This window comes from Pseudoalteromonas sp. NJ631 (genome assembly GCF_000276645.1).
Taxonomy (GTDB): Bacteria; Pseudomonadota; Gammaproteobacteria; order Enterobacterales; family Alteromonadaceae; genus Pseudoalteromonas; species Pseudoalteromonas piscicida.
In genome coordinates, this window is the sequence record NZ_AKXJ01000009.1 from 28,704 (window position 1) to 46,480 (window position 17,777).

The following is a 17,777-nucleotide window of genomic DNA, read 5'->3' on the forward strand; positions in this document are numbered from 1 at the left end:
TTAAAAAGAGGCAGTTATGGTAAGTGCGCAGCAAGTAGAGTTTAATCGAGCGCAACCGGATGTTTACGGGGATGCACATCCCAAAGCATTACTCAGAGCGATACAAGAAGACGGTGACAGGCTGCATTGTTTGGAGAATAAGCACATTATCAGTGTCGACCATCTTGACCGAGATGTGCTGATCCAGTTGTTTCGCCTCGCCGCGAAGTATGAAAGTAATCCTGCAAGGTTCAGCTCGCCGCTTAGTGGCAAAATTTTGATCAGTGCGTTTTATGAACCCAGCACCCGCACCCGTCTGTCGTTTGAAAGTGCATGGCACCGCTTAGGGGGCGACATTATGTCGATCACTGATCGCTCCTCAACGGGCATCGCGAAAGGGGAGTCGCTGCAAGATGTCGCTGAGATGTTCAATAATTATGGCGATTGTGTCGTCTTACGCGACACCTCAGTGGAGTCTATTGAAGAGATGATCCACAGCCTACGCATTCCAATTATCAACGCTGGTAATGGCATTGATGAGCACCCAACACAAGCGATGTCTGATCTCTACACTATCTTCAAATGGCGGCCGTCGTTATTACTCCCTGACAGTGAAGCTTTTAGTCCTATAAAAATTGGCGTGATTGGTGTGCCGAGCCAAATGCGTACGGTGCGTAGCCTGTTGAAAATGTTTACGCATTTTCCGCGCATTGTGGACGAAATATTCCTGCTCTACGACGAGAGTGTCGAGGAAGCGGTGTCGAGCGAGCAATTAGCCCAGCTAGAGGAGGCGGGGGTCAAAGTGTCTATCGGCCATGACTTGAACGCCGTTTTACCTGAGCTTGATGTGGTGTATATCAATTCCATTGCATGGGTTGGTGAAAGCTTCGAAACCTATGGAAAGTCATTTAAATTAAGTGCAGATTCCCCCTTTAAGCCCGATGCGATAGTGCTTCATCCTCTGGCTCGAGGTGAAGAGTTGTGCACCAGTTTAGATGCCACGCCACACAATTGGTATTTTAGTCAGGCACGTGGTGCCGTCTTTTTACGCCAAGCCTTATTGACCTGTATGGTGCAGCGCGCCAGTACTGTGATGGATGTGATTTAGGGAGATATTATGTGCGGAATTGCTGGTATTTTTTCAACGCAAGCGCAAACACAAATAGATAATCAATTATTGGTAAACATGGCAGCCATTCAACATCATCGTGGTCCCGATGGTTTTGGCTATAAACAAATGGCTGGCGTGGGATTTAGTCACGCCAGACTGTCGATAATCGACCTCGACGAGCAACGAGGTCGACAGCCCTTTATTAGTTCTGATAAGCGTCTAATGTTGGCGCACAATGGCGAGTTTTACGATTACGCGCGGATCCGAGCTGAACTAGTAGCAAAAGGGGCAAGGTTCCAAAGTAAAAGCGACTCAGAAATTGCTATGCACTTATATCAGCAGCTTGGTCTCGATGAGATGCTGACGCATTTGCGCGGTGAGTTTGCGTTTGCGTTGTATGACCAACAAACCGATACGTTGCACTTAGTGAGAGACCGCTTTGGTATTAAGCCTTTGTACTACACCCAAACAGAAGACGAAATTGTGTTTGGCTCAGAACTGAAGGTGCTGTTTGCCAACCCTAAAGTTAAGCGCCGATTCTCAAGTGAAGGCCTATTTCATCAACTGATCCAAGTCATGGTGCCCGGCAGCACGGCGTTTGCGAATGTACATCAAATCAAACCTGGACATGTTGTTAGCATCACCAGAAGCGAACAAGGTTTTAGCATTGAAGATAGACCTTATTGGGATATTAACTTTCCAACGGCGCAATCGTATTTAAATAGCAAAGATGAAGCATACTACATTGATGGCGTGCGCAAACAGCTGCTAGAAGCGGTGCAGTTGAGACTCACCGCAGACGTTCCGGTAGGTTGTTACTTAAGTGGTGGCATAGACTCATGCGCCATTTTGGGTTTGTCTTCAGCTGCGGCACAAGCACCAATTAAGGCCTTTACCATTGGCTTTGATAGTGCAGAGTACGATGAAACGCCAATTGCAAAACAGATGGCACAAGCGACCAAGGCCGATCATCATATTATGTCGTTAAGTGGCGACGAGCTATATGGCCATTTTGAGCGAACTTTATGGCATACCGAACGAACCATTTATAACACGCTTGGTGTTGCTAAGTATTTGATGAGTAAGCAAGTTAACGAGTCTAATTATAAAGTTGTGATGACCGGAGAGGGCTCCGATGAACTTTTTGCGGGTTATCCCGCATTTAGAAAAGACCTGTTTTTATATGGCTTAGATGAACTTGATGACACCGAAAAAGCCCAGTGGCAAACCATGCTGGAAGACAGCAATAAATTATTTAAGGGTGCCATGCTCTCCCGTGAGCAATACGATAGTGCAGCATTAGACGAAGTTGTAGGCTTTACGCCGAGCTGTTTACAGCCTTGGCTGTCATGCAGTCACTTTGCCCATCAACTCGTTGCCGCCGAACACAGAGAACTACTCACGGGTTATGACGCAGGCAAAGCAATCGCTGAGACTTTAGATGATGCCATGTTAGAGTCCCGTCATCCACTCGACAAAGCCCAGTATGTATGGATTAAAACCATGCTTGAAGGGCAAATATTAACTTGGGGTGGAGATAGGGTCGACATGGCCAATTCGATGGAGGCAAGGCCTGCCTTTTTGGATCATCACCTCGCAGAGTTTGCCTTTACTATTCCCCCGCAATATCGCATTAAAGACCGTAAAGAAAAGTATGTGTTACGTGAAGCGATGAAAGGGCTGCTGCCAGAAGTACTGTATGAGCGTGAGAAATTTGCATTTATGGCGCCACCGGCGCACTCAGATGAGAAAAAGTGGGCTGCAATGCGCGTGTTGGCTGATAAGTACTTATCTAGACAAGCTGTAGAAGCCGCAGGTTTATTAGACTTTGAAGCGGTAAATGCGCTATTTGAGTTACATGATTCACCAGACGCCGATGATTCACTCAAAGTGCAATTAGATGCCGTGATCAATCATTTACTTGGTGTGCAAATACTCCACAAACAATTTATTGCCGCAGATTTACCACAATTTGCCGCCACTGAAGCGGAGCGCCTAGGTTGGAGAGCTGCCACAAACTAACGTTGGTCTTATTGGTATTACAGGAAATAAGGTAATAAAAAGGCGATGCATCAACTAGTGCATCGCCTTTTTGATTTAATACCTAAGATTAATCCCAAAGATTAAAAGTAATAACCGAAGTTAATGTTGAAGCGACGCTCGCTTTCGTCACTATCGCCCGCGATTGAACCACCAATAAACGGCTGGTTTTTCGCGTGAACTAGATCAACATAGGTAAAGAATGCACCCGCAGCGAGTGACACACCTGTGACATTCATCCAAGTGTCTTCGGTGTTGTCAGATTTGTCGTAAATAATACCGAAGTCGTTATAAAACTGCAGATCAGTAATTGGACCGAACTCAACTGGCAGATTGTACGCTACATTAAAGTTCGACATAGTGGCTTCTGCTGCGATGGAATCATAAAACGCATAAGCACCTACTGCCATACGGTTTACATCGTCAATATCGTACTGGTACTCACCGTGTTGTAGCTGTAAATTCCAAGGGCCAATGTTGCTATTTAAATGCAGTGCCCACGCGTTGTAATCACCTGCTCGGTCATTACCATCGTGAAGGCCACCGGCAAGACCAGAGACGCCAATTTCAGTTGTGCCACCATTGTGTTCAATATGATACGCGTAGCGACCAACAAAGGTGTTGTATTCCCCGATTGGTTGCGTTGGGTCGTCATAAACGCCATCGCCCGCTTTACGGAAACCCACCACGTCATAAGAGTAGCGATCACTGCGGTCATCCACGTAACCATCGACACCACCTAGCTCATCGTTTTTGAAAAAACCAAGGTCAAGCTGCCAGTTGTCCGCCACTTTACGTTTAAATACCACCCCCATGTCGTGGTCGTCTTCAAGACCAATATAATAGGTGGTGTTAAAAAACCAGTTGTGCGAATTGTAAGGTGAGTTACCAAAAGGCACTTTAGTCATACCAACCTGAGCTTGCCAATGGTCGGCAAAGTCATAGTCGAGATAAGCGTATTTTACCGCAGTCATATAGTCGAAAAAGCGGATTTCGGCATTTAAGCCAAAGCCACCGACATTGCCAGAAAAGTTTAATCTGAAAATATCGAAGTCAAAATCGCCGCCACGGTTCTTGTTGTCATCGTCATAAGACGTATGGCTGTAGTTTGTTCTGATCGCGCCACCGACTTTGATGGTCGGTTTTGTTTCAGCTGCTGCAACTTGAGTTTTAGTTTCAGCTTTTGCTTCGGCTTTTTCAGCCTTAGCGATTTTTTCCTGTTGTGCTCGCGCCTGCTCTTTTTGTTCTAGCTGCGTGAGTTTCTTCTGAAGTTCAGCCAATTGGCGCTTTAACGCGTCAATTTCTGAGTTTTCGGCAAGCACTGAATTAGAGCAAAGTGCTAGACCTAATCCGAGTGAGATGGTTGAAAGTTTTAACATAGTTGTCCCGTTGTTAAATGGTTGAGCGCAAAAACCTCTTACAAATTGTAGACCACCAAAGCTATCATTGCAGAAAGCAAATAAATTTTATGGTCCTTGATTGAATTATCTATAGTAACACTGCGGCCTATCTGACCTCAAAGTTACCCAACATTTAACCATACCTAAGATGAATATAAGACGAACAAGTGATCACATTTGTATGTCATTCTTGCTCAATAGCCTAACCCTCACTATATTTTTACTATCTGTGAAATGGTGTTTATTCATGAATATATCGCAAAAATTAAAGCTGTCTTTCGCAACGGCAATCGCGCTTCCTTTGTTAATCATCGCGGGGCTTATTATCAGTCAAACTAGGCAGCAGGGGATAGAGACTTTCTCGGAGCTCAGTGATCGAGAGGCGCTACAGGTTGAGAATGGTATCCAGATGTTTTTTGATGAAATTGCAAAAAACGTAGACTATTTAGCAACCCATGCGCAGGTCTTGAGTGCGCAGCAAGACGTAAAAACTTATATGGATTCAACCAGCACCACTCGACTTAATTCCAAAGCTGGAAGCAAAACAGAGCAAGCAGCATATTCGTTATTTGAGCACTTTGGTAACACGCATCCCGGCATTGCCTATATCTACATGGGAAATCAGCAAGGTGGTTATATTCAGTGGCCTCTAGGTGAAGTGAATGCAAACTATGACCCTAGGCAGCGTCCTTGGTATCAAACAGGACAATCAGGAAATGGCGAGACGATCCGCACCAGCGCTTATTATTGGGCGCCGGATGATATGGTGATTGTGTCGACGGTAAAAGCGATAACTGCCAATGGTCAAACCGTGGGTGTCCAAGGTATGGATGTGTCATTGCAAGGGCTGACCAAAATCATCCGCAATATCAAATTGGGCGAGACCGGCTATTTAATGCTAGTGGAAGACACCGGAAATGTGTTGGTCGATGCCAAGTTCTCCGAACATAGATTTAAAAAGTTGGCAGACATTGCTAATGGTCGCTATCGTGAATTGGCTCAAAATAAAGATGGGCTATTTGAGCTCGAAATTAATGGGCAAGACTACTTTGCCAACATCTATACAGCACCCAAATTAGGCTGGAAGTTTATTGGTTTAGTTGAAAAAAGTGAGGTAATGGCTGCAGCCAATGCGATGACGCTGACGATATTGATTCTAAGTGCCGTCCTGATCACCGTATTTTTATTGCTAGCAAGTTATATTTCTAAGTTGATCTCAGCGCCCATTGTAGAAGTGAGTGATGGCTTAACTGAAATTTCGCAAGGCGGTGGTGATTTAACGCAGCGTTTAGACATTAAAGCTCAGGATGAAACAGGCAAACTGGCGACGAGCTTTAATTTGTTTTTAAATCTCATTGCTGAGCTGGTAACGCAAATTAATGAGTGTGCGCAGCAAGTTAATGAAACCTCACGACAAACCGCTTCTCAGTCTGATCAGCTCACGGGCGCTACCAGTCAACAGCAGCAAGCGCTTGAAATGGCTGCCACCGCAATTAATGAGATGGCGGCAACCGCAAACGAAGTGGCGGCAAGCTGCGCCAATGCGGCTGAGCTGGCAGGACAAACTCAACAAGCATCTGAGCTGGGCCAAAGGGTGATCACAGAGTCTGTCGAGAGCGTCACAACATTATCTGAAGTGATCAACAAGGCAACCGCAGATATCATGCAGCTCGACACCGAAAGCGAAAATATTATGTCGATACTCAGCGTGATCCGAGGCATAGCAGAACAAACCAATCTTTTGGCATTAAATGCGGCGATTGAGGCGGCACGGGCAGGTGAGCATGGCCGCGGTTTTGCTGTCGTGGCCGATGAAGTGCGAGCGTTGTCGCAGCGTACCTCTGAATCGACGGAAGAAATCGCTTCTCAGCTTGATAAGCTTAGAAAAATGACAGAAATGGTGTCGGGAGAAATGAAGCGCAGCCTAACGCGCACGGAGAAAACGGTTGAACTGACAAACTCAGCGCAACAACAATTTAGTGAAATTACCCAAGCGATTGTCAATATTAGCGACCTTAACACGCAAATCGCCACCGCAGCTGAAGAGCAGCAACATGTTGCTGAAGACATTAATCGTAACGTGGTGGAAATTAAAAATGCCGCGGATAGCGTGAGTGATATCGCTGTGAATACCAATCAAAATGGCGTGAGATTACATTCATTGTCGAGCACGCTCACTGAGCTGGTGGGCAAATTTAAAGTATAGCTTTAGCCCAATCCTCAAGTTCCATAAACCGTGAGAGCAACACTCTCGCGGTGCTACCGCATTGGTATAATTGAATAACTTTCAAATTGGATGGATAACAGTTTACTCGTAGTATTTAAGTGGTAAGGTAGGCATATCATTGAGTTGACGTAGGAATCACCATGGAATTATCACCTTCAGTTTCAATCGAGCGCACCGAGTCCGGACTTGAGTATATTTGGGTAGACAGTGCATTTTGCCAAGCAAAGATCTTTTTACAGGGCGCGCAACTTACCGAGTTTACACCAGCAGGTAAAGGCAATTTAATTTGGGTTTCTGAGGCGGAAGATTACCTTGAAGGCAAACCGGTACGCGGTGGTATTCCAATCTGTTGGCCTTGGTTTGGCGTACATAGCAAAGCGGATTGGCCAATTCATGGGGTTGCGCGCAAGCTACTTTGGCGCGCACACAGCGTTGAAGAAAAAAGCGATGAAATTACCGTTAAACTCACACTACCAATGACTTTAGTTGAAGCGCAATACTGGCCACACACGTCACAATTAGAGGTCGAGTTTGTGTTATCAGACAAGCTTGAAGTGCGACTGACCAATACCAATACTGGTGATGCGCCATTTACGTTAACGCAAGCCTTACATACGTATTTTCCAACGCCAGAAGTCAGTAATACCACGGTAGACGGGTTACAAGGCGCGAAATATATCGAGTTTGATGAAGGTCCATTTGAGCAAACCGAAGTGGTTGGCTTTGCCCGCGAAACCGATATGGTATACACCCAAGCAAGCCCAGTACAAACCATCAACACGCCTGCGGGCATTATTGAAGTAAAACGTGAAAACTCAACTTCTTGTGTGCTTTGGAATCCATGGATTGAAAAGTCACAGCGTTTAAGTAACTTTAATGATGATGAATACCACAAGATGTTGTGTTTAGAAGCTTGTAACGTAATGGACGATGCCGTGCAACTTGCACCGGGTGAAAGCCATACCCTAAGTACTATCATCCGTTGGTTATAATTTTATATTCGCGGAGCACACCTTGCTCCGCTGAAACTCTATAACAATAAAAATTCTCTCTATGGAAAAGCCCACAATACTGGTTATCGATGATAACGCCGAAGTACGCCTCAGCGCCGTATTCTTTTTAGAAGATCAAGGGTTCAATGTAATTGAGGCGGCAACCTTAGAGCTTGCCAAACCACTGATCACCGCTAAGCAAGTGTCATTAGCCTTGCTCGATATGAACTTCTCCCGAGATACCACTTCAGGCAATGAAGGATTGGACTTTTTGCGCTGGCTACGTGACTCCAACCTTAATGTGCCTGTGATCTGTATTACCGGTTGGGGAAATGTCGTGTTAGCGGTATCTGCAATGCAGCTTGGTGCGAGCGACTTTATCGAAAAGCCGTGGGACAATCAGCAGCTGTTGCAAGCCGTGCAGCAACAACTCAAAATATCATTGAAGCAAGCGAGTATCGTAGCAAAACACAGCGAGCGTGGCGCGTTTCAATGGCGCTCTCAGGCGATGCAATCTTTATATAAGCAGCTTGCAAAAGTAGCAAAAACCGACGCTCGGGTGCTGCTTACTGGGCCAAGTGGCGCGGGCAAAAGTCATTTCGCTCAGTGGTTACACCAACAGTCTAATCGTTCAGCAGGACCTTGGGTTGAAGTGAATATGGGCGCAGTGCCAGAGTCATTATTCGAAAGTGAGATGTTTGGTCACAGCAAAGGGGCGTTTACAGATGCAAAGCAGCATCGTGTTGGTCGTTTTGCGATGGCAAAGCAGGGCACATTATTTTTGGATGAAGTTGCGACTATTCCACTTCCTTTACAAGCAAAATTACTGCGGGTGCTGGAAAATGGCAGTTATGAAGTTGTGGGTAGCAGTCAGACGCAACAAGCGGATTGCCGACTTATTTGCGCAACCAATACCAATCTAGACGCTTTAGTGAAAGCCGGTGAGTTCCGAGAAGACTTGTTATATCGCATCAACACGATTGTGATTGAAGTGCCGAGGCTCGCCGAGCGGTTTGGCGATATCGTGCCGTTGGCTGAGTATTTTGTCGCTAAGTTTTGTGCGCAGTATGGTGAGCCAATTCGTGAACTTAGCCCAGCGGTTAAAGCTGCGTTGATTGAACACGCTTGGCCCGGCAATGTGCGTGAGTTAAGTCACGTTATGGAGCGTGCCGTGTTAATGGCTGAGGGCTTGCAGATTGAGCTCAGTGATTGCCAACTACGCTTTACCGCCGCACCTAAAGTGGCCAGTGATATGCCAAGTAAGACCTTGCAACAAGTGGAGCAAGAAATGGTTGAGCAAGCGATGCAACGCGCTCAAGGCAATGTCGCAGAAGCTGCTAAAATACTTGGGCTCACGGCCTCTTCTCTTTATCGGCGTTTGGAAAAATATGGTCTTAAAACATCTGGCTAGCGCTGAGTGGCGGTTTGGGGCTTACTGTACGCTGTTAACCATTAGCTGTACGGTTTTACTGACTTTGCTGCTTCTGCAATTACAGCTTGAGGTAATGTGGGTTGTGGCTGTATCGGTTGGTGTGTTGGGGCTATTGGGCGGGTTACAAAAAATACTGTTGTCTCACCTTAAACGTATTGCCATGCGTGCTAACTGGCAGCTAGAAGCGATTGCACAAAGTGATTTTACTCAAACCATTAAGCCACATTATACAGCGGGCGTGGTAGCTGAGTTTGAACAGCGTTTGCTTGCCTTAAGTGCACAGCTTCACAGCCAAAAGCGCCGCTATCATAGTCAGCAGTTTATCATTTATCAGTTAATAGATAGCCTTAATACGCCTATTATGATGTTTGACGAAAAACTCAAACTTGCTTATGCCAATGGTGCATTTGAGTCGCTTTATCATCGCCCTTGGTTAGAGTGTAAGGGAATAAGCGCGGCTCAGTTTGGGCTGGTGCAACAAGACAATCACTGGCATTTTGCAGATACAGCGCAGCAATCTCGGTGGCAGCTGCAAAGCAGTGAATTCCTTCAAGAGGGTAAGCAGTTTTCTTTACTAGTCGCACTCGATATTACCAAGGCATTACGTAAAAAGGAGCTGGCTGCTTGGCAACATTTAATCCGAGTAATAAGCCATGAGATCCACAACAGTTTGACACCCGTAAGCTCCTTAGCGCAAATCCTATTGGCAAGAGCGAAGGACGAAAAAGAGCAGCATGCGCTAAGAGTAATCGGTCAGCGTTGTCAGCATTTACAACAATTTGTGAGCCAATACGCCAAGGTTACGCAAACCCCAAGGTTAGATCGGGAGTCAGTCTCCATCATGCTGTTACTGTCTTCTGTTGCTGCGCTATTTGAGGATACCGACATCCAAGTAAATTGCACCGTGAATACGCTCAATCTTGATAAAGCTTTAATTGAGCAAGTGCTGATTAACTTAGTTAAAAATGCCATTGAGGCCAGTGGTGAAAATGCCAAGTTGACGCTACATGCTTATTATCAGCAGCAACAAGCGGTGATTGATGTGCAAGACAATGGCCCAGGCTTTGCCAACCTAGATAACATGCTTACACCTTTCTATTCCACCAAAGAAGGTGGGCAGGGAATAGGGTTAACCTTTAGTCGCACCATTGTAGAGTTACACGATGGACAACTGAGTTGTCATAACACCGACCTAGGTGGATTAATAAAAATCACTTTACCTTGTTGATAATAATTATCATTAGCATATAATTGAAGTTCCTTCAAAACCTTGGCAAGGAGCTACCATGTTAGTCACTTATCTGTTGGCCAGCGGCTTTATCTTTATGGCGTATAGCTACTCCAAATCATTCAACCCACATGCACATACCAAGGCAAAGTTGGCGGTGTTATTGAGCGCGGGTTTAATCGCTGCGGCAAAATGGCAGGCTGGGTTGAGTTCAACCGTGGTATTTTTTGTGTTTGCTGTGTCTCTAGGGGTACTTAGCCTGTTTATCACCCTCGCACAGCCACAAAAACACTGAAAATTACGCGCATTTAGAGCAACTAACATGTTGCTTGCCTCAAAATAGACGTTTTAAGGTGTAGCGTGCGCAAGAAATTGTTACTAAAAAGCACACTTTTTCTTTATATCTCTTGTTAAGCTAGCGCAACTGGATTTATTTAGGAAAGGTAATGCGAGCGCTACTGATAATTTTTGTTGCATTTACTAGCTTTGGTTTACAGGCTAAGTGGCAAACCATCAAAACCGAAAACTTCAATGTGCATTATCCCCAGTCGCTTCAGCAATGGGCGTATTCTGCAGCAAATGAGCTGGAGGTGGTACGAGATAAAGTACTGGCACAACAAGGCAGAGCATTGAGTGAACGTGCTGATGTGATTATTTACGATCCAGAAAATGCGGCCAATGGCTTTGCATTACCCAGCACAGATAAACCAATGATGGCATTGCAAGCAACGCCACCTCAAGCTGATTCCGTCATCGCAAATAACACCAGTTGGCAGCAGTTGCTCATTTTGCACGAATATATTCATCTCATTCATCTATCACAGCCTAGCCGTAATCAATGGCGACAACACCTCAGAGATTGGCACGATATTACCGACTTACTCGATGCGGTATTACCGCGTTGGGTCAGCGAAGGCTATGCGACCTTGCTGGAGTCTAGATTAACGGGGCGAGGACGTTTGTACGATAACTACAGTGAGAGCATTGTGCGTTATTACGCGCAGCAAGGCGCATTACCGACCTATAGCGCTTTAGATGATGGCGACAAGTCTTACCTTTCCAATTCCATGGCGTACTTAGTCGGCGTACGTTTTCTAGCATGGCTTGAGGATAATTATGGCGCACAGACGTTAGATGCCGTGTGGACAAGAGTGCAGGCGGTGGAATCTCGCAGTTTTGAAACCGCATTTAGTGGGGCTTTTGGAGCGCCAGCCAGCCAGTTATATCGTCGCTTTATTGTTGAATATAGCTATCAGGCCATGCAGCAAGAGAAAGCCTTGATCCCGACACAGAGTGAACTTTGGCAGCAGTTTGCGTATGCTGCTCGAGATATCGCGTTCTCTCCCGATGGCAGTCAGTTTTTGGTGGTAGAGCAAAATCGTAAACGCCAAGTCACACTCAATATCTACGAAAGCAAAGAAAATGTAGAAGCCATTGAGCAATTTAATAAGCGCAATGAAGCGATATTAAATGCCGATCCTAAAGATATTGTGGATATCGCACCTGAAGTCTTTCCAAAGAAGCGACTCGCGCAGCTTAATGCTCATAATTTTGCTGGTATCTATTACCCCCAATGGCTGAATGACAGCCATATTTACTTCGTTGCAAAAACGCCGGCTGCAGACGATAGCTTTATTAATGATTTATTTGTCTGGAAAGTTGGTACTGGAAAGCCTAAACAACTAACCGAAGGCGCGGGTATTCGCCGCTTTAGTATTGTTGATTCTAATACCGTTATTGCGGAGGTGTCCCGTTTGGGTTACTCACAGCTAGTGATCATGGAGTTGGACTCAGGCAAGCAAACGCCAATCACCACAAGTAAGCTTGGTGATGTCCATGACTTTCCTGTGCTTTCTAATAAAAAGACGACATTAGCTTATGTGCATGTTACTCCTAATAAACGCTGGCAGCTTGTTGTTAAAGATCTTAGCCATGATGCAACCGAAATCGTCTATTTGCCCAAGTCACATCAATACCTTTCGGGGTTAACTTGGTCTCATGATGATGACAAGTTGTACTTTATTTCTGGAGTCGCAGGCCACTTAGCAGTGATGCGTTATGATGTGGAGAGTAAAGTACTTGAGACCTTACCTGCAAGTGCTAAACCGCTTGAGCAAATTATTACCCATTCACAGCAGTTACTGGTGAGCTATGCGACCCCTGAAGGGGTCAAGGTTAACAAAATAGTTTCTCCGGCTTGGCGCACCGTGAGCGTGTTGGAGCAAGTGGATGAGGCGGAACAAAAAGAGCTGCATCCCCATCAATTACCTGCGGCTAAGATAGATCAAACTGCGCTGCCCAGTTCTGATTATTCTGTTTTCGAGCAGTCTTATTCTATCGCCTTATCTGGCGCATTAAATAGCGCTTCCTTTGATAGTTTGGGCGTGTCACTAAAAGGGCAGGATGTGCTGCGCCAACTTGCTTGGCAGCTTGGAGCTGAGAAAAGTATCAATAATGGCGCGTTGATGGGTGCATTCGCCCAATTCGAATATCGTCATGAAAACTGGAAAACAACGTTTGATGCTGGATATCAAGAGCTAGAAGCGGATAAGCAGTCTCACTCGCTACAAGCAAACACTTTGAATGAACGCAGCTTTAAGCAATTTGCTTTGTCATCTAGCTATCGTTTTGGTGAAGCATTGAATTACCTCGCTCCTGAATTGGGGGTTATTCGAGTGCAACATGGTGAAAAGACATGGAGCGGCGGACGTTACGGCTTTAACGGTCGAGCAATGTGGGATACGCAGCAGCATGGTGTAGCACTGCAAGTCTCTGCAGCTCAGTGGCTAGGTGAATTAGATGGTTTTGATTATCAGGTGAATCTGTTCGCTAAAGCATGGCAAATTCCATTCTACGCATCGGTCGATAGCCGCTACAGCAGCAAATTGCCTCTATCTGTGGGTGGTGGAGCGCTTACCAGCACTAGTATTAGTAACAGTTTACACGCTGTCAGCGAGCCTGTGTTACCGCATCTATTTGCTACGGGAAGCCGCTATTTAGGCTATGAATTTGCAACTTCATGGCAGCAGGGTAAACCTAAGTTATTTTATAAGCAGCATCAGTTAGATGGAGAAGTAATTGGGCAAAATTACGGTATTAAGATGCGCTTACCTTTGTCTCGAGTAATATTAGACAAGGCCGCTGATTTTGCTCCTGCAGGATTAACCGATCTACAGTTTAGTGCTGGAGTGGGTCGTATAGAGGGGCGTAACATGACCAATGAAAACCGTGTTTGGTTTAGTGTTTGGTATGAGTTGTAGGTAATCGCTGAAGATTGCTATCAAAAAAGCGGGGGTGAGCCCCCGCAAATCATTCAGTTTGTTTATTCGAAGTTTAGGCTAGTTGTGATCTGCTACGATTTGCAAATCTGAGTATGCATTATATCCGCGGATCATCACCCAATAACGTCCAGCCCCTTCATTGAGGCTGCAAGATTCAGTATTGCCAGAGCGATAAGGACGACAAGTCCAATTACTGGTTGTGGGCTCTGTGCCTTTTAGTACATACATATCAGCATCACCAGTGCCACCGCTAGTGTTAAATGTCACTGTATTTGCGCCAGCTGGCGCATCGTAATAGAAGAAAGTTTCACTGCCGCTAGCACCAGCAAGCCCCGTTTTTGCAACTCCCTTGATAAGCTTTTGCTCTTCACCCGGTAGCGTTACGGCAACTTGTTGTGTTGTTGACGCGGTGTCGCCATTACTATCTGTCACGGTGAGTTCTACGGTATAGCTGCCAGAGTTTGTGAAGCTATGTGAAGTTTGCGCGCCTGAGGCGGATGCGCCGTCACCAAACTGCCAACTATGCTGTGTAATAGAACCCTTTGGTGAGCTAGATCCTGAACCATCGAAGCTGCAGCTTAGGTCATTACAGCTGTAAGTAAATAACGCAACAGGCAATGGATCGGTAGTGCCATTATCACCAACAGGAATTTGGCCACCAAAGTGAGTAGAAACCTGAGGCCAAATTAAGCTAATTTTAGCGCCCTTATTGGTACAGCCACCTAAGTGGTGTAGCGCAACAACATTATTGGTTGAGGCTGCAAGTACGGGTGAACCTGATGAGCCACCAATAGTGTCGCAGTAATAGCCTATATCTGTACCAGTACCTCGACCATTCGCCGTTGCTTGGTTCACAGAGCATAGTCCATTGGTGTCTTGATCAGACTCAATCGACAGCTCTTTAGGGTTACCTGAACCATGCTGAGGTATGTAAATACGCTCGCCCTGCGATGGATTACGCACATCTAAGCCAAAGTAACCAAACGGCTGGGCCTTAGCGAAATCATTGATGGTAAACAGCGTATAATCTAGCGTGTAATCTGTTTTAAGGAAGTCTTTGCCTGTGACCTTTACCACAGTTTCGCGCTGGCTGCCGTTACAGCTCGTGCTTTGATAGTTAAACCATACCTCAGTATTTGCCAGCTCTGATGCTGATCCCACACAGTGATTATTGGTAAACATGCGGTTATCTGCACCAACACGCCAACCCGTACATAAACGACTGCCGTTCATAAGCAGTCTGGCGACTGGACGTGAACGCTCGAACTCTACCGGATGCGATTGCGCCCAGCACTGCACGTCTTTACGTTCCATTGCACCACAAGTTGACATGGGCGTCACATCGGTCATGCCCTCAACAGTTGCTTGCCCTTCAGTACCATGATAGTAAAAGTCGATCTCGGGTGTTTTGCCCGCATTATCTTGGCCTGAGGTATATTCAATGATGACTTTATCAGCAGAGACTGACATAGCAGAAAACTGTTTAACGCCGTCATCGCCGAGGTTTGGATCAACTGTTGCAGCGCGGAGGTTTGCTTGGGTATATTCATAGCGCTCGCCACTATCTTCCGAGCGAACAACGAGTTTACCGCCGTTTGCAAGATTGAGGTTTTTAAAGTGTAGTTTGATGTAGCTTGCATCTGGGTGTGAAACCGTTTGCACAATGGTCTGTGTAGACGTTGAAGTACTTGTAGCGCTGCTTTGAGTAATAAGCGGAAGGTTGAGTTCATACTTTTTACCAATCATTGCTTTACTAGCTTTGCTGGTATATTCCATCATCTGAGCTTCCGTTAATGGCGCTTGTGCCATCGCGATACCAGATGCTAAACCTAATGCTGTGACAAGAATGTGTCGTTTCATTGTTATTCCTTTTGAGTGTGTGGTTATCCAACTTGAGATAAAAAGTTGGGCGTCGTTCAATACCGAACCAAGCCTTGGGTGCACTGTAGAGCACGACTAGTGGTGGTATGTTTTTTGAACATCCACACACCAAAATAGAAACAATAATGTATTTTGTAAAGTTTTATATATATTGTTTTAACATAAGTTTTACTTAACTTGTGTCATTCCTTATTTTATATCCTCATTACGAACCAATAAATGGTTCAACATTTTTTGCTTGGCGATGTATAGGTCCTTTTTATACTGCTCTCTAGACTTATTGACAGCTTGCTCAAAATATTCAGATGCGGTTTGGTATCTTTGCTCTAAATAAGCAATTTTTCCAAGCTCGACATAAACTTCCGGCAAGTAATGATAATTCAGCAATAAAGGCTCAATAAGTTTTTTGGCTTTTTTATAGCGTTGTTGTTCAATGTAGCTGGAAGCTAACGAGAGGGTATCGAAAGGGGATGCAGGGCTTTGTTCAAGCTCCGCTAGGATCATATTCTTGAGATTAGTTTGGTCTTTGGGAACATAGTTAAGGTAATTCAATAACAGGTTGGTGCTGGTGAGATGATTGTTGAAGGCATAACCATAGATTTGCTTCGCACTATTTATATCACCAACATGCTTATGTAACAGCGCGGCAGTATTGATAGCTTCAGCGTCTCTTGGGGCGTATTTGAGCGCAGCAGACAATAAAGAGTAACTTAGGTCATAATCAGCTTCCAGCAGAGCAGAAACGGCTAAGTTAGTATAAAACTTTGCGACTAAATCTTCATACTGTGCGTTTCCAGAAAACACACTATCTTGATCTGGGAAGTAATCAACGACAGTACCTTTAATCAAAGTTTGTTGTTCATTCTCACCACCTTCTGTCGCCCTATTTGCGAATAACTTGGTTTTAAAATGGCTTGAGGTGATGATAAACTTTTCGTGCTTCCGAAACATTGGATAGCTGTCAACTTTAGCATAACTTGTTTTGATCCCTAATACATTGGCGTACGCTTGTGTTAATACGGCAAGAGAAATGCAATTGCCAGCTCTGTTGAGCGTTGCTTCAGTCGCAGTAAGCGTTTCTCCATCGTAAGAAAAGTTATCCAATTTTGCGTCTAGGAATCTTCCTAATACTTGGTCATCTCTCATGTTGGCATCTGCATATTTGCCAAAAAAGGAGATTGCAGCTTGCTGTTCGGATTCAGGTAAAGCGAAAATTTCAGCTTCAGTTTGCACTGGTTTCAGCGTAAAAAGAGAGTGGTTGAATAAAGAAGTTACGTCTACCTTCTGTTTCGTGTCAGCTGTAGTGGTGTGAGTGGAATTGCATCCGCTCAAGCCAATGCTAGTAAGTATAATGAGTAGCCACTTCATCGTAATTCCTTGTATTTATTTATATACACCTGTATTCCAGCCTTGCCATCTATTCAAAGTTGGATGTTCGGCGTCCAGTTGTATTTTAAAACTTAGCTCTTAAAATGCGCGCCTTCAAAAATAAAACCTTAAAAATCATAAATTTACAATGTGTTTTTAAAGGTTTTACAGCACTTTAACTTAGCAACAATTTAGACATTTGGAGTTGGCATTGAGCGAATATTTACCGATCGTTTCTTCCTTCGTTTTGGTTTTAAGCTTTGTTCCTTTGATTAGGAAGATCCGTAAAAATCGCAGTGTGTCAGGTGTATCACTGTTAATGATGAGTTTTGGTGTTGCACAAAGCTCTTACTTTATTGCCTACAACGTTTTCTTTGAACGTTTTTTTATGGTGCTACCTTTTGTTATTACAGGCTCTTTAAGTGCACTTATTTTATATTATTTTATTCGGTACAACGCAAGCTCGAAACAGCGTAATCAATTAGCACTTTTGCTTGGTTTGTCGACGTTGCCATTTGGGCTTTTATTGGCAAAGGACATCGAAGCAGCGGCGTTGTTAAATGCGTTAACTTACTTAGGGCTAGTGATGAGCTCAATTCGAGTTATGCCACAAACCTATAAAACGATAAAAAGCGGTGATGTCTCTAACTTAAGCGCTAGGTATTTTTCACTGCAGTTTTTAGCTGGAGGAATTGGATTGGCTGCTGAACTGAGCTTAGGTCATGTTAGCGTGGCTCATGTATTGATGTTTGTGATGATTTTACTGACTAATGCGGCGCAATTAGGTTGTATTCAGTACTATCGCTCTAAACCTGCTTTAGCTTAGTGATATAAACAG

General features: G+C 44.8%; 12 protein-coding genes. 9 read left to right on the plus strand and 3 right to left on the minus strand.

The annotated features are described in order from the left end of the window. Positions 1-16: 16 nt before the first annotated feature. Together A587_RS0115195 and asnB are read left to right on the plus strand one after the other, a co-directional pair. Positions 17-1,087 carry an aspartate/ornithine carbamoyltransferase family protein gene (locus A587_RS0115195; protein WP_010376561.1) on the plus strand — a complete coding sequence of 357 codons (1,071 nt, stop codon included), beginning with the start codon at positions 17-19 and terminating at the stop codon, positions 1,085-1,087. Positions 1,088-1,096: 9 nt separating this feature from the next. After that, a complete protein-coding gene (gene asnB / locus A587_RS0115200) occupies positions 1,097-3,112 on the plus strand; it encodes an asparagine synthase (glutamine-hydrolyzing) (protein ID WP_017218284.1) in 2,016 nt (671 codons plus the stop codon). A 101-nt stretch (positions 3,113-3,213) separates the two neighbouring features. Here the strand turns inward: asnB and A587_RS0115205 are convergent, their stop codons facing one another. Then, the gene (locus tag A587_RS0115205; RefSeq protein WP_017218285.1) at positions 3,214-4,509 is read right to left on the minus strand and encodes a porin; all 1,296 of its coding nucleotides are present in this window, start codon (positions 4,507-4,509) and stop codon (positions 3,214-3,216) included. A 268-nt stretch (positions 4,510-4,777) separates the two neighbouring features. Here A587_RS0115205 and A587_RS0115210 point away from each other — a divergent pair, with 268 nt between their 5' ends. The 6 genes from A587_RS0115210 (at position 4,778) to A587_RS0115235 (ending at position 13,669) form a co-directional block, all read left to right on the plus strand. Then, positions 4,778-6,736 carry a methyl-accepting chemotaxis protein gene (locus tag A587_RS0115210; RefSeq protein WP_010376557.1) on the plus strand — a complete coding sequence of 653 codons (1,959 nt, stop codon included), beginning with the start codon at positions 4,778-4,780 and terminating at the stop codon, positions 6,734-6,736. Positions 6,737-6,897: 161 nt separating this feature from the next. After that, positions 6,898-7,749 (plus strand): D-hexose-6-phosphate mutarotase, encoded by an 852-nt coding sequence (locus tag A587_RS0115215; protein WP_010376554.1) that lies wholly within the window; start codon positions 6,898-6,900, stop codon positions 7,747-7,749. A 61-nt stretch (positions 7,750-7,810) separates the two neighbouring features. Continuing rightward, positions 7,811-9,160, plus strand: a complete 1,350-nt coding sequence (locus A587_RS0115220; RefSeq protein ID WP_017218286.1) for a sigma-54-dependent transcriptional regulator — start codon at positions 7,811-7,813, stop codon at positions 9,158-9,160. Further along, positions 9,138-10,409 carry a sensor histidine kinase gene (locus A587_RS0115225; protein WP_017218287.1) on the plus strand — a complete coding sequence of 424 codons (1,272 nt, stop codon included), beginning with the start codon at positions 9,138-9,140 and terminating at the stop codon, positions 10,407-10,409. The genes A587_RS0115220 and A587_RS0115225 overlap by 23 nt, the downstream gene beginning before the upstream one ends. Before the next feature lie 58 nt (positions 10,410-10,467). Next, the gene (locus A587_RS0115230) at positions 10,468-10,704 is read left to right on the plus strand and encodes a hypothetical protein (RefSeq protein WP_010376548.1); all 237 of its coding nucleotides are present in this window, start codon (positions 10,468-10,470) and stop codon (positions 10,702-10,704) included. Between the two features lie 151 nt (positions 10,705-10,855). After that, positions 10,856-13,669 carry a hypothetical protein gene (locus A587_RS0115235; protein ID WP_017218288.1) on the plus strand — a complete coding sequence of 938 codons (2,814 nt, stop codon included), beginning with the start codon at positions 10,856-10,858 and terminating at the stop codon, positions 13,667-13,669. A gap of 78 nt (positions 13,670-13,747) precedes the next feature. Here A587_RS0115235 and A587_RS0115240 read toward each other — a convergent pair whose 3' ends face one another. Together A587_RS0115240 and A587_RS0115245 are read right to left on the minus strand one after the other, a co-directional pair. Continuing rightward, on the minus strand, positions 13,748-15,550 hold the full coding sequence (locus A587_RS0115240; protein WP_017218289.1) for a PKD domain-containing protein: 1,803 nt from the start codon (positions 15,548-15,550) through the stop codon (positions 13,748-13,750). Positions 15,551-15,760: 210 nt separating this feature from the next. Next, the gene (locus tag A587_RS0115245; protein WP_017218290.1) at positions 15,761-16,939 is read right to left on the minus strand and encodes a tetratricopeptide repeat protein; all 1,179 of its coding nucleotides are present in this window, start codon (positions 16,937-16,939) and stop codon (positions 15,761-15,763) included. Between the two features lie 211 nt (positions 16,940-17,150). Between A587_RS0115245 and A587_RS0115250 the strand changes: the two genes are divergently transcribed. Beyond that, complete coding sequence (locus A587_RS0115250; RefSeq protein ID WP_026001012.1) at positions 17,151-17,765, plus strand: PQ-loop repeat-containing protein; 615 nt, start codon at positions 17,151-17,153, stop codon at positions 17,763-17,765. The last annotated feature ends 12 nt before the right edge of the window (positions 17,766-17,777 follow it).

What these genes read in the sequence shown, in the direction of transcription:
- A587_RS0115195 (WP_010376561.1), top strand. Translation starts at nt 17, where the DNA reads ATGGTAAGTGCGCAGCAAGTAGAGTTTAATCGAGCGCAACCGGATGTT.
- asnB (WP_017218284.1), top strand. Translation starts at nt 1,097, where the DNA reads ATGTGCGGAATTGCTGGTATTTTTTCAACGCAAGCGCAAACACAAATA.
- A587_RS0115205 (WP_017218285.1), bottom strand. Translation starts at nt 4,509, where the DNA reads ATGTTAAAACTTTCAACCATCTCACTCGGATTAGGTCTAGCACTTTGC.
- A587_RS0115210 (WP_010376557.1), top strand. Translation starts at nt 4,778, where the DNA reads ATGAATATATCGCAAAAATTAAAGCTGTCTTTCGCAACGGCAATCGCG.
- A587_RS0115215 (WP_010376554.1), top strand. Translation starts at nt 6,898, where the DNA reads ATGGAATTATCACCTTCAGTTTCAATCGAGCGCACCGAGTCCGGACTT.
- A587_RS0115220 (WP_017218286.1), top strand. Translation starts at nt 7,811, where the DNA reads ATGGAAAAGCCCACAATACTGGTTATCGATGATAACGCCGAAGTACGC.
- A587_RS0115225 (WP_017218287.1), top strand. Translation starts at nt 9,138, where the DNA reads ATGGTCTTAAAACATCTGGCTAGCGCTGAGTGGCGGTTTGGGGCTTAC.
- A587_RS0115230 (WP_010376548.1), top strand. Translation starts at nt 10,468, where the DNA reads ATGTTAGTCACTTATCTGTTGGCCAGCGGCTTTATCTTTATGGCGTAT.
- A587_RS0115235 (WP_017218288.1), top strand. Translation starts at nt 10,856, where the DNA reads ATGCGAGCGCTACTGATAATTTTTGTTGCATTTACTAGCTTTGGTTTA.
- A587_RS0115240 (WP_017218289.1), bottom strand. Translation starts at nt 15,550, where the DNA reads ATGAAACGACACATTCTTGTCACAGCATTAGGTTTAGCATCTGGTATC.
- A587_RS0115245 (WP_017218290.1), bottom strand. Translation starts at nt 16,939, where the DNA reads ATGAAGTGGCTACTCATTATACTTACTAGCATTGGCTTGAGCGGATGC.